The 15,006-nt window shown below is 53.1% G+C and carries 13 protein-coding genes and 1 tRNA gene; 9 read left to right on the forward strand and 5 right to left on the reverse strand.

Features of this window, described 5'->3' with window-relative positions:
* Nucleotides 1-8 precede the first annotated feature (8 nt).
* From ACZ42L_RS09700 to ACZ42L_RS09735, 8 genes are all read left to right on the forward strand, one after another.
* A complete protein-coding gene (locus tag ACZ42L_RS09700) occupies nucleotides 9-1,031 on the forward strand; it encodes a DUF4271 domain-containing protein (RefSeq protein ID WP_464715971.1) in 1,023 nt (340 codons plus the stop codon).
* Between the two features lie 11 nt (nucleotides 1,032-1,042).
* A complete protein-coding gene (locus ACZ42L_RS09705; protein ID WP_464715972.1) occupies nucleotides 1,043-1,786 on the forward strand; it encodes a uroporphyrinogen-III synthase in 744 nt (247 codons plus the stop codon).
* A 22-nt stretch (nucleotides 1,787-1,808) separates the two neighbouring features.
* The gene (gene rnpA, locus ACZ42L_RS09710) at nucleotides 1,809-2,216 is read left to right on the forward strand and encodes a ribonuclease P protein component (protein ID WP_464715973.1); all 408 of its coding nucleotides are present in this window, start codon (nucleotides 1,809-1,811) and stop codon (nucleotides 2,214-2,216) included.
* Nucleotides 2,213-2,464, forward strand: a complete 252-nt coding sequence (gene yidD, locus ACZ42L_RS09715; protein WP_464715974.1) for a membrane protein insertion efficiency factor YidD — start codon at nucleotides 2,213-2,215, stop codon at nucleotides 2,462-2,464. Before rnpA ends, yidD begins: the two co-directional genes overlap by 4 nt.
* A gap of 103 nt (nucleotides 2,465-2,567) precedes the next feature.
* On the forward strand, nucleotides 2,568-3,869 hold the full coding sequence (gene tyrS / locus ACZ42L_RS09720; RefSeq protein WP_464715975.1) for a tyrosine--tRNA ligase: 1,302 nt from the start codon (nucleotides 2,568-2,570) through the stop codon (nucleotides 3,867-3,869).
* A 90-nt stretch (nucleotides 3,870-3,959) separates the two neighbouring features.
* Nucleotides 3,960-4,454 (forward strand): hypothetical protein, encoded by a 495-nt coding sequence (locus ACZ42L_RS09725; RefSeq protein ID WP_464715976.1) that lies wholly within the window; start codon nucleotides 3,960-3,962, stop codon nucleotides 4,452-4,454.
* Nucleotides 4,455-4,521: 67 nt separating this feature from the next.
* A tRNA-Gln gene (locus ACZ42L_RS09730) sits at nucleotides 4,522-4,592 on the forward strand.
* Nucleotides 4,593-4,859: 267 nt separating this feature from the next.
* The gene (locus ACZ42L_RS09735) at nucleotides 4,860-8,273 is read left to right on the forward strand and encodes a glycosyl hydrolase 2 galactose-binding domain-containing protein (protein WP_464715977.1); all 3,414 of its coding nucleotides are present in this window, start codon (nucleotides 4,860-4,862) and stop codon (nucleotides 8,271-8,273) included.
* Nucleotides 8,274-8,364: 91 nt separating this feature from the next.
* Here ACZ42L_RS09735 and ACZ42L_RS09740 read toward each other — a convergent pair whose 3' ends face one another.
* The 4 genes from ACZ42L_RS09740 to ACZ42L_RS09755 form a co-directional block, all read right to left on the reverse strand.
* Nucleotides 8,365-9,288 carry a sugar phosphate isomerase/epimerase family protein gene (locus tag ACZ42L_RS09740; RefSeq protein ID WP_464698710.1) on the reverse strand — a complete coding sequence of 308 codons (924 nt, stop codon included), beginning with the start codon at nucleotides 9,286-9,288 and terminating at the stop codon, nucleotides 8,365-8,367.
* 12 nt (nucleotides 9,289-9,300) lie between these two features.
* Nucleotides 9,301-10,206, reverse strand: a complete 906-nt coding sequence (locus ACZ42L_RS09745; protein WP_464698709.1) for a 3-keto-disaccharide hydrolase — start codon at nucleotides 10,204-10,206, stop codon at nucleotides 9,301-9,303.
* 27 nt (nucleotides 10,207-10,233) lie between these two features.
* Nucleotides 10,234-11,718, reverse strand: coding sequence for a Gfo/Idh/MocA family oxidoreductase (locus ACZ42L_RS09750; protein WP_464715978.1), 1,485 nt, complete (start codon nucleotides 11,716-11,718; stop codon nucleotides 10,234-10,236).
* A gap of 66 nt (nucleotides 11,719-11,784) precedes the next feature.
* On the reverse strand, nucleotides 11,785-12,852 hold the full coding sequence (locus ACZ42L_RS09755; protein WP_464716998.1) for a Gfo/Idh/MocA family protein: 1,068 nt from the start codon (nucleotides 12,850-12,852) through the stop codon (nucleotides 11,785-11,787).
* 184 nt (nucleotides 12,853-13,036) lie between these two features.
* Between ACZ42L_RS09755 and ACZ42L_RS09760 the strand changes: the two genes are divergently transcribed.
* On the forward strand, nucleotides 13,037-13,393 hold the full coding sequence (locus ACZ42L_RS09760) for a hypothetical protein (protein WP_464715979.1): 357 nt from the start codon (nucleotides 13,037-13,039) through the stop codon (nucleotides 13,391-13,393).
* Nucleotides 13,394-13,418: 25 nt separating this feature from the next.
* Here the strand turns inward: ACZ42L_RS09760 and ACZ42L_RS09765 are convergent, their stop codons facing one another.
* On the reverse strand, nucleotides 13,419-14,972 hold the full coding sequence (locus ACZ42L_RS09765; protein WP_464715980.1) for a sulfatase family protein: 1,554 nt from the start codon (nucleotides 14,970-14,972) through the stop codon (nucleotides 13,419-13,421).
* Nucleotides 14,973-15,006: the final 34 nt, after the last annotated feature.

Consider the following 15,006-nt stretch of genomic DNA (forward strand, 5'->3'; position numbering starts at 1 on the left):
ATCTCGTCATGTGGCAACAGGCAGATTCTACGGCAGTAGCAGAACAGGAAGCGCAGTCGGTATCCACCACTGCGCGCCCACACAAGCAACTCACACCGGCCCAGGTGCTGAGTTGGCTGCCTAAGAATGCCACGCCCGAACAGCAAGACTCTGCCATCCAGGCCCATATCAAGCCCTCGGAGATTCACTGGAGCAACCAGCCCGACACGCTACATTTGCCGGGCCATCCCGTAGGTCGCAGCTTTCGCGACGTGAGTCTGCCCAAATACTACAAGGAGTCGTTCTTCTCGAAAGACTCCTTGTTTCATCCCGAACTGCGTGGAGGACGTCCCGGAGTAGCCGGCGACCCCGTCCCCTACACCGTGGCCGGCGACAATCTCATCACCAGCATACTGCTGGGAAGCTTCATCCTGACAATGCTGGCATTTTCGCAGTCGCGGCGTTTCATCCTCAGGCAAGCCAAGAATTTCTTCTACGTACAGCACAGCGACCGCCCAGCAGCCGTCAGCGAGACCGGCGGAGAGATGCGATTCCAGATATTTCTCATCTTCCAGACCTGTCTGCTCCTGTCCCTGCTCTACTTTTTCTATACCAAGGCCCAGCTCAACGATACGTTTGTCATCGAGCAATATCAGGTCATAGGCATCTACACAGGGTTCATAGCGAGCTATTTCCTGCTCAAGATTATCCTCTATTCGTTCATCAACTGGGTATTCTTCGACCGCCGTCGGAACATACAATGGCTGCACTCCTACCTGTTCATCGGGGCTATGGAGGGAGTCGTCCTGTTCCCGGCCATCATGCTTCTGGCATTCTTCAATCTGACGGTCTCCACAATTTCAATTTACGTAATAATAGTATTGGTTTTGTTGAAATTGTTACTATTCTATAAGTCTCACCTTATCTTTTTTAGAGGAAGAACCTTTTTTGTGCAAAATTTTTTGTACTTTTGTGCCCTTGAAATCCTACCACTGCTTGCCTTGTGGGGAGCACTGGTCACAATGAATGGATATTTGAAAATTAATTTTTAGGACACAGAACGATGAAGAAGATATTGATCTCTCAGCCCAAGCCTTCCAGCGAGAAGTCTCCCTATTATGATATTGCGAAAGAATATGGCGTAGAACTCGTATTCCGTCCGTTTGTCAGGGTCGAGGGAATATCCAGCCGTGAGTTCCGGCAACAGAAAATCAGCATCCTAGACTATACTGCCGTGGTGTTCACATCGCGTCATGCCATAGACAACTATTTCCTGTTGGCCAAAGAGCTTCGTATTACCATACCTGAAGATATGAAGTATTTCTGCGTCACAGAGACCATTGCGCTCTACATACAGAAGTACACCCAATATCGCAAACGCAAGATATTCTTCGGCTCTACGGGCAAGATAGACGACCTCATCCCTACAATGGTGAAGCATAAGAACGAGAAATACCTCGTCCCAATGAGCGATGTCCACTCCGACACGATACAGAAACTGCTCGACGCCAAGAATCTCAAGCATACCGAATGTGTGATGTATCGCACCGTAAGCGACGACCTGACCGAGGAAGAAGTGAAGAACTTCGACTACAGCATGGTTATCTTCGTGAGTCCTACTGGGGTCAAGTCTCTTGCTACCAGCATGCCTGATTTCAAAGACCGTGGCATCCACGTGGGGGCATTTGGCCCTGCTACCGCCGCAGCCGTCAAGGAAGAAGGCTACAATCTCGACTTCATGGCGCCTTCCAAGGAATACCCTTCCATGACAAGCGCGCTACAGGCATTCCTGAAAAAGAACAAATAAACCGGATTAACATCCTACCCCCATGGCCGAATCCCGTCCGCAGACGTTGACCAAGGCAGAGCGCATATCCAGCAAGAAGCAGATAGACAAGCTCTTTTCGGGTGGGCAGAGCCGCTCCATGTCGGCCTACCCACTGCGAATGGTCTATATGGTTGAGGAACTGGATGCGCCCGTCGAAGGCGCACAAGTGGCCATACTGGTGAGCGTACCGAAGCGTTGCTTCAAGCGGGCAGTCAAGCGCAACCGCGTCAAGCGTCAGATTCGCGAGGCTTACAGGCGCAACAAATATACCATTATCGACCGCGTGGCTGGTCAACCCAACTTTCGCGTGAGCCTGGCCTTTATCTGGCTGAGCGACACATTGGCCGAAAGCAAATTGGTGGAACGACGTGTATGCAGCCTGCTTACACGTGTAGCAGAGAAGATATGAGCACCCTCAACAACCTCCTCCGCACATTGATGCGCGCCCTGGGATGGCTTCTCATACTGCCCATCCGTTTCTATCAGGCTGTTATCAGCCCCTACACACCGCCTTCGTGCCGCTTTACGCCCACCTGTTCGGAGTATGCCCGGCAAGCCATCCTGAAGCATGGACCGTTCAAAGGGCTTGCACTGGCCATCTGGCGCATCCTGCGTTGCAACCCCTGGGGAGGCAGTGGATACGACCCTGTACCCTGAAAAAGCAAAGAGAAATTACATTCAAACAAAATATTAACGCTTACAATCAATAAGAGACAAGGGGTAATCATCATTATCCACCGTCGATTATCAACGATCAATTATGATAAAGAACTTCGTAGAAGAACTGAAATGGCGCGGTATGCTGGCACAGATGATGCCGGGTACTGAAGAGTTTTTGATGAAAGGAACAGTTTCGGCCTACCTGGGAACCGACCCTACTGCCGACTCACTACATATCGGCCACCTCTGTGGTATCATGATGTTGCGCCACTTGCAACGCTGCGGACACAAGCCATACATTCTCGTGGGCGGTGCTACAGGTATGATTGGCGACCCTTCGGGCAAGAGTCAGGAGCGCAATCTGCTTGATACTGCCACCCTCTACCATAACCAAGAGGCCATCAAGGCACAGGTAGCCAAGTTCCTGGACTTCGATTCTGCCGACGACAACCGCGCAGAAATGGTGAACAACTACGACTGGATGAAAGACTTCACCTTCCTGGATTTCGCCCGCGAAGTGGGCAAGCACATCACCGTAAACTACATGATGGCCAAGGACAGTGTGAAGAAACGCCTCAGCGGCGAAGCCAACGACGGCCTTTCGTTTACCGAGTTCACCTACCAGCTGCTGCAAGGCTACGATTTCCTGCACCTCTACGAGAAGCACGGAGTGAAACTACAGCTCGGCGGAAACGACCAGTGGGGCAACATGACTACGGGAACTGAGCTTATCAGACGTACGCTCGGCAACGAGGCCGAAGCATTCTGCCTCACCTGTCCGCTCATCACCAAGGCCGACGGAAAGAAGTTCGGCAAGACTGAGAGCGGCAACATCTGGCTCGACCGCAACCGCACCACGCCCTATGCCTTCTATCAATTCTGGCTCAACGTGAGCGACGACGACGCCGAAAAATACATCAAAATCTTCACAAGTCTTGAGAAAGAGACCATCGACGCTCTCGTAGAAGAGCACCAGCAAGACCCAGGGCGCCGCATATTGCAGCGTCGTCTGGCCGAAGAGGTGACTACGATGGTACACTCGCGCGAAGACCTGGACATGGCCATCGAGGCCAGCAACATCCTGTTTGGCAAGGCCACGAAAGACAGTCTGGTGAAACTCGACGAAGCTACATTCCTCGATGTGTTCAGCGGCGTACCCACCTACACCATCGACCGTAGCGTGTTCGGCCAGCCGGCCATCGAGGTTTTCTGCCAGGAAGGCATGGACATCTTCCCCAGCAAGAGCGAGATGCGCAAGCTCGTCAAGGGCGGCGGTGTATCGCTGAACAAAGAGAAGCTCACTGCCTTCGACCAGATGGTAAGTGCCGACGACCTCATCGACGGCAAATATCTGCTCGTGCAGAAAGGCAAGAAGAACTACTTCCTCATCACCGTGAAGTAATTTCATAAACGTGTACCCATCATCCGCACTGCGGAGCTGGGTACATGCTTGTTTCTATAGATTCCTCCCATCCGTATCCTACTACTGAAAATGAATTATCTACGTATCCAGAGAAGCATCCTCAACACGTGGGTGTTTGCAATGATGTTTACCCTCGCCATCTCCATTCTTGCCACTTCGGCCTATGCTACAACCCCTAAGAAGACTTCGCCCAACACCATATATCTGCGTCCGGGCAGCATCGTCTTCATCCAACCCACACGCGCACAGTTCAATCGCTGGATGGCTGTAGGCAACGCCGACGACCGCGAGACCATCCGCGACATGCGCTACTACGTGAACGAAGCCACCAAATACCTCGATACCAAAGGCGTTGCCAGTACCAAGGAAACCAGCAACAAGAAGTTTATCTACGTCAACGGAGACAAGGAAGAAATCGTAGACTTCCTTCCATCAGATGCCGGAGGCATCGCCATTCTGTGTTCCAGCAAGGGCTACAAAGTCGTTTCAACTGTAGATTTTGTCCAGTCCTACACCCGAATCATGACCGACCCGGCGACAACGCAGAACGCTTCAGTGGAGTAAAATCACAAAAAATCAACTAAAAAATTGGTAGTAACATAAAAAACCACTACCTTTGCAACCGCTTAATTGTCCTATGGTGTAATGGTAGCACAACAGGTTTTGGTTCTGTTTGTGGTGGTTCGAATCCGCCTAGGACAACAGAAAAGAGCGTAACGGTATCCAGCTTGTTACGCTCTTTATGTTTCCCTACATTTCTGCAAAGCCTCGGCAGCACCACTGCAAAGGCCAAACAGTAATGCTGCAAAGCCGAGGCAGCATCGCTGCCAAGCCCCTGCACTAAATTCACCTTATTTATTTTATCCGGCTATCAATACCTTATTGATTATTTTTCGTATCTTTGCAGGAGTCAAAAAACTATCTATTAATACAAATTCCTATATGCACAAACGTTATTTTTTAACTACTATGATGGCTTCGATGTGCCTGCTGGCAATGGCAGACAACCACGCTCGTACGCGCGGAATAGGACTCTATCCGGGAAGAGCATGCGAAAACTTTGCCCCGACGATGACGGTAGACAACACGTATCGCAATGTAGCCCTGCACAGAGCAGCTATCGCCTCGTCGTCGATAGACTACAACCTGACTGCACAGCTGGCTACCGACGGCATCACTTCGACCGCAAAACCAAACACACTTACGGTCTCCACCCCCGACGGAACGCTCGACCTGCGCAACAAGGAACGCGCTTTCGACCAGAACATCCACACATCCAACTTCCTTAAAGGAGAAGACACCTATCTCCAGATGCACTGGGACGGCACGCTGCCACAGGCCAACGCCATTGCCTTCGATGTGAAGATAGCTTATTATCCCGACAAGGCTACCAAGGGATACAGCATCGAAATCCTGGGATCGGACAACGGAACGAAGTGGAAACGCCTCTATGCCGACGCCGGCAGGGGACTGCCCGGCAATGCTACAAAGCAGATGGTAAGCTCTGACCCCAACAAGCAGACCGACGTCGTGAGGCTGCCATTGCGCGCCTTGCTGAAGACAGTCCCTATCGGAGACTTCCATCAGAAATATCTGCGCGTGCGCTTCCGCATGCCGGGTTGTGCCTATTGGGAAGTGAGCAGCCTCGACTTCAAGCGGTCGGGCAGCATCACCGAAGTGACACCGGCATGGAATTTCTCCAGCGCATGGGTGGCCGATGGCCGACAGGAGCAATGGCTGAAGGTGGACTTAGGCACGAAAGCAGACTTCGACCGTGTGCGCCTGCACTGGATAGAAAGTCCTCAGCAGGGTAAGATACAGACCTCACAAGACGGCTATACCTGGACCGACGCTGCCCCACTGACGGCCAGCAAACGGGCCGTTCAGGAGATAGCATGCAAGGGCAGTGCCCGCTACGTGCGCCTGCTGTTGCAGAAACCCGGACCGACAGGGCGCTATGCCTTGGCAGAGATGGAAGTGATGGGACGTGGCGGACTCACAGCCAAACCGGCCAAGGTGCGCGGAATGGAAGACGGGCGCTACTGGCTCGACGGCGGTAACTGGCAGTTGTGCCGTGCCGGCGATACTCAATGGATTCCGGCAACCGTACCCGGAACGGTGCTTACCAGCTACGCCAACATCGGCGCATTGCCCCAGACCAACTTCGACAACAATCTCAGACAGGTGTCTGAATCGTTCTTCAACTCCGACTTCAACTACCGGAACACTTTCACCGTGCCTGCTGAATACACCGGCAAACAGGTGTGGTTGAACTTCAACGGCATCAACTGGAAAGCCGAAATCAGCCTCAACGGCAGCCCCATCGGTAAGATAGAGGGAGCTTTCAAACGTGGTAGATTCAACGTAACGAAGTATCTCAAGGCAGGCGAGAATACCTTGGAAGTAAAGGTTATCCACAACGCTCATCCCGGCATCGTGAAGATTAAGAACGAGGAAAGCACCGACCTCAACGGTGGAGCATTGGGTGCTGACAACCCCACATTCCATGCCAGCATCGGTTGGGACTGGATAACATCGACACCGGGACGCGAAGTAGGTATCTGGAACGATGTATATCTGAATGCCACCAACGGTGTGAGCGTGGCCGACCCGATGGTCACCACAAAGCTCAATACGCCCGACACGCTGGCGACGATGACTCCCACCGTGCGCGTGTCCAACGGTCTGGACCGTGCCGTAGATGCCATCGTCCGTGGCTGGATAGGGCAAATCAAGTTTGAAAAGAAAGTGCGTCTCGACGCCAACACCACGCAGGACGTCAGCTTCTTGCCGACCGATTACCCGCAACTGCGCGACCGCAAGATGCGTCTCTGGTGGCCCAACGGCATGGGCGAGCCCTATCTCTACGACGCAGGATATACCGTAGAGATGGACGGAACATCAGACTCCATCCGCTACAAAGCCGGCATCAGAGAGGTGTCTTATCAAAATATGGATACAGCCCTGCAAATATTCTTCAACGGGCACAGGCTCGACCCGAAGGGAGGAAACTGGGGATTCTCGGAGACCAACCTCAACTACCGTGGCCGCGAATACGACGCTGCCGTGCGCTATCATCGCGATATGAACTTCACCATGATTCGCAACTGGGTCGGACAGATAGGCGATGAGGAATTCTATGAGGCTTGCGACAAGTATGGTATCGTGGTTTGGCAAGACTTCTGGCTCGCTAATCCGTGGGACGGACCTGATCCTTACAACGAAAACATGTTCATGGACAATGCCAACGACTATATCTACCGCATCCGCCAGCATGCCTCTATCGGTATCTATGTGGGCCGAAACGAGGGCTATCCGCCCGCTACGCTCGACCAGGCACTGCGCAAGAGCATTGCCAGGGAACATCCGCAACTGGGCTATATCTCCAGTTCGGCCGACGACGGAGTAAGCGGTCACGGTCCTTACTGGGCTGTTCCGGCCTACTGGTATTTCGCCCATACAGGCGAGAAGTTCCACTCTGAGCGCGGATTGCCCAACATCGTGAGCTACGAAAGCCTACAGCGCATGCTTGCACCCGAACATCTCTGGCCGCAATCTATCTCGTGGGCACAGCACGACTTCACCCAGAAGGGTGCGCAGCGCGGTGCCAGCTTCAACGAGATGATAGCCACCCGATTCGGCCAGATACAGAGTGCCAAGGCCTTTACAGAGCAGGCTCAATGGATTAACTACGACCTGCATCGCGCCATGTACGAGTCGGCCCAGCAGACAAGACAGGGCATGTTGATGTGGATGAGTCATCCTTGCTGGCCGTCAATGGTATGGCAAACCTACGACTACTACCTCGAACCCACAGCTGCCTACTTCGGTATCAAGAAGGCATGTGAGCCACTGCACGTGCAGCTCAACGCGCATACGAAGCAGATTGAAGTGGTCAACACCACCCTGCAAGCCCATCAGTTGGAGATAGTAGAAGAACAATTTGACATCAAGGGTAACAAGATTAGCACACGAACTCATCGCACCGGTGTGGCAGAAGATCAGACTGTACGTGTGGCCGAGTTGCAATCGGCCGATTTACCTATCCGCCTGGTGCGTCTCACATTGAAAGAAAACGGCAAGAAAGTGACCGACAACTTCTATATCGAAGCCCGTTCGGATGCCGACTATCAGGCTTTGAAGGCACTGCCCGAAGCAAAATTGCAGTTCGGTCAGCACTTCGAGCAGCAGGGAGACGAGATGGTGGGCCACATGACAGTGAAAAACCTGTCGGACGTTCCGGCCTACTATGTGCGCCTGAATCTGAAAGGCAGTGACGGCGAACAGATTCTCCCCGTGCTCTACGAAGACAATTACTTCACGCTGCTGCCGGGAGAAGAGAAGACAGTGAAGGTGAGCTACCGTGTAGAAGACAGTCACTAAGAATATTTGCCACATCGATATTCGAATGGCAGGCATACGAAAAAGGGGAATGATGCAGTGTGCATCATTCCCCTTTCCTGTTATATCATGCTCATTTCGCCACGTAACTGGGCTTCACAAACTCACTGCGACGCAGATAGTCGGCACATCGTTTCAGGCCTTCCATGATGTCTATCGTGCCGTCGGTAGCCTCCATCTCGACCACATAACCACGCAAACCGGCTTCCTTGGCATGCTTGAAGATGGCGTCGAATCCCACCATACCGCTTTCACCCAACTCGTACATATCCTTGATATGCAGCAACTTGAATCTGCCGGGATATTTCTTGAACAAGGCCACAGGACTCTGCTGCCCCATGACAGTCCAATAGACATCCATCTGGAAAAACACATATTCGGGATTGGTGTGGCTCACGAAGTAGTCATACCACATCTCATTGCCTACCTTACCGAACTCATGCGCGTGGTTGTGATAGCCATAGAATAGTCCCGACTCACGGCACAATTTGCCCACGGCATTGTGATAATCGCACAGGGTCTGTGCCTCTTCGAGTGTGTTGGGAACGTCGGTCCACGGTGTAACGATGTAGCTCATGCCAGCCGTCTTATGTGCCTTGATGGCCTCTTTCCACCACTTCATAGCACTCTCGAAGTCGTGATTCTTCAGCTCTTCGGCACTCAGACCGTGGGTAGCATGGGAAGACAGCGATACGAGTCCGGCCGCCTGTACGTCTTTCCTGAACTGTTGGGGCGACACACCATAGAATTTTCCATCAACATAGTTGGCAGCCTCCACCGCTGTATATCCCATCTGCTTCAGCTGCTTGAATACCCTTGCGTGGTTCTGGGCATACTTTTCGGCATCACCTATCAAGTCGCGGATAGAGTAAAGCTGCAAGGCCATCTCCTTGGCAGGCATGAACTGGCGCTGTGGACGAGGCCGGCGCTGGCCGTAGACCATGCCAGACCCTATCAACAACAGGGCCAGGCATGAACACAAAAATCTATTCGTCATAGTCGGATGTGCTTATTTAAGTTCCTTGATACGCACATTGCGATACCATACATCGTTGCCATGATCCTGCAAACCGATATATCCTTCGTGGTTGTCGCCACCCATATTGTTGAGCAAGGGGAATGCAACGGGGAACTCGCCACCCTCCTTGAACTTGCTGTTCTGCAGCATCTCGGTCCATTTCGGAGTCCACAAGTGGTATTCCACGACGTTCTTTCCATTCTGACCATGAACCACCGTGCCCTGATATACCATTATCTTGGCCGTATTCCACTGCCCATAAGGCTTTGCATTCTGCGGATTTGCCGGAATCATATCATACAGAGAGGCTGACTGACGGTTACCATCGACACCCAACTGAGCATCGGGATGGTTGGCATTGTCGAGTACCTGATACTCCGAAGCCGACTGCCAGATGGGGATGTAGACATCTTTCCCATTCTCATTGACGGTCACTTCCTGTGCCAGATAGAACACTCCGGAGTTGCCACCCTTCGATATTTTATACTCAAACTGCAATTCGAAGTTCTTGAACTTGTGTGCAAAGATGATGTCGCCACCGTCTTCTGCCTGTGCTTCTCCATTGCCCGAACCCTTCAGATGGATAGTTCCATCTTCCACACTCCAGTTCTTTGGCACGCCATCCATACCGTAACCGCGCCATCCTGTGAGTGTTTTGCCGTCGAACAGGGTGATGAATCCATCCTTGTCGGCCACATATTTATCTATAGGAACGATGGCTCTGTCGGCTATCTTGTAATCCTTGCCGGCCTCAAGAGCCTTGCCCGAACCGTCTTTCTCGCCTGCACACGCCTCACATGTGCACGTGCAATGTTCACAATTACACTTGTTGGTCTTGTTACCACATGCTGCCAGCAACGTAGCTGTGATGGCAGTTGCCAATAATATATGTTTCATAAATCTGTTGAATTAAGTATTTAACTACTACAATACAGGCATTTCTGGCAGTTTCCACCCACTGCGATACACCGGTCGGATGAGTCGTTCTGCCAATTCGTTGGCATCTACCGGCTCACTGTACGTACGGTCAAACGTAGGATGACCGTCGTGAATATGGAACTTGTCTTCGATGATTGAACGTATCTTCTTGCCAGCCGGGATGTTCGTGAACCTCATATTCTTGCCATCCCACTTCAGCCATTGGCCCAATTCCTGTAATCTCACGGCTGCCACACCCATCACTATCATCTCGTTCAGAGGACCTGCCTCGCTGAAATCAGAAGCTGTCGGCACACGGCTGTCGGCACTCTCCTTGCATGCGCGAATCCAGTCTTGCTGGTGGTTGTCGCCCTTGACGATGCGCAGGCGTTCGGGAACAACCGGATTTCTGCCCGACAACAGGTAGGGACTGTGCCCATAGCAGGGCACTACCATCGTGTCTTTCGTGCCGTAGAAGATACAGCATCCGTTCACATCCAGCTTCTGGCCGAGCGGATGTCCTTCGGGATAATCGGGTAGCAGACCACCGTCATACCATGTCAGCGTGCATGCCGGCAAGCCCAGACGGGGCAGATTCTCGCGTGCATCAAACTTATAAGTGATTTTCTGTGCCGTCGGGCAGGCATCCGTCATGAGCATCGTAGAGCTGCCGATGACCTCGCTGGGATAGCCCAGGTTCAATCCTTTGAACGCCACTTGCAGTATATGGTTGGCCATATCGCCCAATGCGCCCGAACCAAAGTCCCACCATCCGCGGAAATTCCAGGGCGTATAGGCCGAATGATAGTCCCGATAAGCCGCCGGACCGATAAAGGCATCCCAGTTCAGCGTAGCCGGTATGGCCATCTTCTCTTTCGGTGCCGACATGCCCTGTGGCCATATCGGTCGGTCGGTGAAGGCTTCGATGCGTGTCACCTCGCCTATCTCGCCATTCCATAGCCAGTTGATAGCCTGGCGAGCACCGGCCGACGACGCCCCCTGATTGCCCATCTGCGTGGCCACCTTGTGTTTCTTCGCCAGATTGGTGAGCAGGCGCGACTCGTAGGCATAAAGCGTCAGGGGCTTCTCCACATACACATGCTTGCCCGCGGCGATGGCTTCCGCCGCAATGATGGCATGCGTGTGGTCGGCCGTAGCCACCATCACGGCATCGGCATTCTTCAACATCTCGCCATACATCTTGCGATGATCGTTGTAGCGCTTGGCCTTCGGATATTTCTCAAAAACGTGTCCGGCATACTTCCAGTCCACGTCACAGAGTCCGATGATGTTCTCCGTTTTCATGGCGTCGAGGTCGGCTGCACCTCGTCCACCGACACCTACGCCCAGAATATTCAGTTTATCACTGGGCGACACATGACCATGCGTCTTGCCCAATATCGTGTTTGGAACAATGCTAGGAGCGATAATCATTCCTGCAAGTGCCGAACTTCCCCTTTTGATGAAGTTCCGTCTTGAGATGTTTGTCATAACTTTTAGAATTTAAAAATGAATGTTTTATGATTAGATTAGTATCAATAAACGAAACTATAAGCCCTATTTGCGGGGCAACAATCCGTATCCATCGGTCATCTTTCGGCGTCGCTCCCTGATTTCTTCCAGTATCGCCAGGTCGCCCTTGACTGGTAAATCGTGCTCCAGACTGTCGTTGAAGAAGGCCCATGAATACTCCGAAGCGATGGCAGCATCGGCAAATGATGGCAACCGTGGGTCGAGCTTGCCCGATAGGACAGCATCGGCCATCTGGTCGATGAGCACGTCTATATTCTTCCCACCGAAGTCTTTCTCTTCTATAAGGGTCTGTGTGACGCCCCTCAACTCCACCTTGGCCGTGCGGAAATCGTGTGTCATGCGCACCACTCCCTTCGTCCCTATCACGTCGATGTACGAATTATGCGTCTGGTCCTTGGACAGTTGACCGTAGACAAAGCCCTGCGTGATGTCGAATATCACCCCGTTCTCAAACGTACCGTGGCACTGCACCCACCAAGGGTCTTTATAATTCCACATCCTGATACCCTGCGCGTGCCATGTCTTGTACTCGCTGCCGGCATACCAACGTGCCAAATCCACATAGTGCATGCCGCAATCGTGAAAGGCAGGACCTTCGGATGCGTGGCCTTCGCCCGGCGCCAAGCCTGGTGTCATGTGGCAAATGCGCAAAATGGCCAGTTCGCCTATTTCCCCCGATTCTACGAATTGCTTCATCGTATGATGATACCAGGCATTGCGCAGATACAGATTGACCGTACAAATAAGGTCGCTCCTGTCCGCCAGTTCCACCACCTCGCGCTCGTGCGCCACCGTATCGGCAAGGGGTTTCTCGGCTATCACGTGCTTACCGGCACAGAGAGCCTGCTCTATACGCACCCTACGGTCGGCAGCCACAGCACACAAGACCACCACCCGAACAGCTGAATCGGCAAAAATATCGTCTGTATCGGCCACCACTTTGGATTCGGGGGCGAGCCGACGGGCCTCTGCCCGACACACCGGACTCACGTCGCAGATGTAACTCACCGCATATTTCGGGTTCTTTTGAAACTCCTGCAAATAGAAGCGTCCCATCCTTCCAAACCCGATAATCGCCACCTGTAACTTCATTTGGGTCAATCTTTCCATGCTTTGTATTAGTTTTTCACGCTTTGTTACCTCACTCTTCAGCCCGACACCCACGTCCTGTTGCCCACTGGCAGAGCCATTCTGCCATACTTTGGGAGCTTCGTCTCGTCACGTATATAAGAGTTTCTCTCATTCATCTTTCATGGGTTAGAGGTTCAAAAACAATATGTTTTTACAAAGATATGTATTTTATGGTAATGTCCGCACTATCGCATGGTCAAAAATTTTCCTAATTTTTGTCAAAGAAATCAGTAGCTCTTCTCTCGCTGGCAAGGCTCATCCGGAAACAGCACCATCACTATACATCCCTCCCTGTACCACTCATGAACTTAAAGACTCAGCAACTCAAAATACTGCAAGGCCTTGGCAGTGTTGCTGCCGTGGCTTTGCAGCAATGCTGTTCGGGCTTTGCAGCATTGCTGCGGAGGCCTTGCAGCGAAATGACATGGATTTGACCGGCTCACAAAAAAATCCCGGTTACTCCGCCCGCCGTATCCATTCAGGGTACGAATCGGGGGAATAACCGGGACAGCCGATTTTCCTATAACCTATTTTGCGGGTACGTTGGTCTCGTTATATTGTACACGCAGGCGGGCCAGCTCCGCCTTCAGCTTCCGCGTCAGCTTCTCCATGCCGGGACGGCCGTAGAGGTTGTGCATCTGTTCGGGGTCTTTCTTCAGGTCGTAAAGCTCCCAGGTGTCGATGTCGTCGTAGAAGTGTATCAGCGTGTAGCGAGAGGTGCGGACGCCGTAGTGGCGGCATACCGAGTGCTCGTCGGGGTACTCATAGTAGTGGTAGTAGAGCGACTTGCGCCAGTTGCGGGGCTTCTGCCCCTTGAGCAGGGGCAGCATCGAGACGCCCTGGATGTCATTCGGAACGCTCACTCCGGCTGCTTCGAGGAACGTAGGGGCGTAGTCGATGTTCTGGACCATCTGCGTGATGTCGCCGCGCTTGCCGCCCGGATAGTACACCAGCAGCGGGGTGCGGAAGGACTCCTCGTACATGAACCGCTTGTCGAACCATCCGTGCTCGCCCAGGTAGAATCCCTGGTCGGAGGTGTAGACAATCATCGTGTTGTCGAGCATGTCGTGCCGGCGCAGGTAGTCTATCACACGGCCCACGTTCCTGTCAATGCTGCGGATGACGCTTAGATAGTCGTGCATGTAGCGCTGGTACTTCCACTCGGCCAGGGCGCGCCCCGACAGGCCGGCTTCCTTGAACTTGCGGATGATGGGATCGTAGTGCCTGTCCCACTGGGCGCGCTGCGACGGCGTCATGCGCGAGAGGTTGGCGCGTCCCCATTTCTCCAGGTCGGGGTCGGAATGTATCTGGTTCTCCTTGTCGGCCATCTTCAGGTCGTACACCAGGTCCATGTCCTTCATGATGCTCATCTTCTGCTTCTGGGCGGCCCGGCGTCCCCGGTAGTCGTCGTAGAACGTTGCCGGCACGGGGTAGGTGCGGTCGTCGAAGGCGTCCAGGTCGCACGTGTCGGGCATCCATACCCGGTGGGGTGCCTTGTTGTGGATGAGCAGGCAGAAGGGCTTGTCGGGGTTTCTCCGGCGGTCGAGCCAGTCCAGTGCCAGGTCGGTGGTGATGTTGGTGGCATAGCCGGGAATCTGTACGCGCTTTCCGTTGTCGATGAAGTTGGGGTTGTAGTAGTCTCCCTGTCCGATGAGGATGTTCCAGTAGTCGAATCCCGTGGGTGTGGATATGAGGTGCCACTTGCCCACCACGGCCGTCTGGTAGCCCGCTCTTTGGAGCAGCTTGGGATAGGTCTGCTGGCTGCCGTCGAAGGTCTTGCTGTTGTCGGTGAATCCGTTGGTGTAGCTGTGCTTGCCGGTGAGCATGCAGGCCCGCGACGGTCCGCTGAGCGAATTGGCCACGAAGCTGTTGGTGAAGCGCACGCCGTTCTGGGCCAGCCAGTCCAGGTTGGGTGTGCTGATGAGGCTCTTGTCGTAGGCGCTGATGGCCTGGTAGGCGTGGTCGTCGCTCATGATGAACACGATGTTCATCGGCTTCCGCCCTTGGTTCTGAGCCTGAAGGCTGGCCGGGGACAACGCGAGCGTCAGGCCGGCCAGGGATAAAGTCAGGGTTGTATTCATGTATTATGTGGATTAAATTCTATTTTCTCACAAA

This window comes from Prevotella mikamonis (assembly GCF_055381405.1).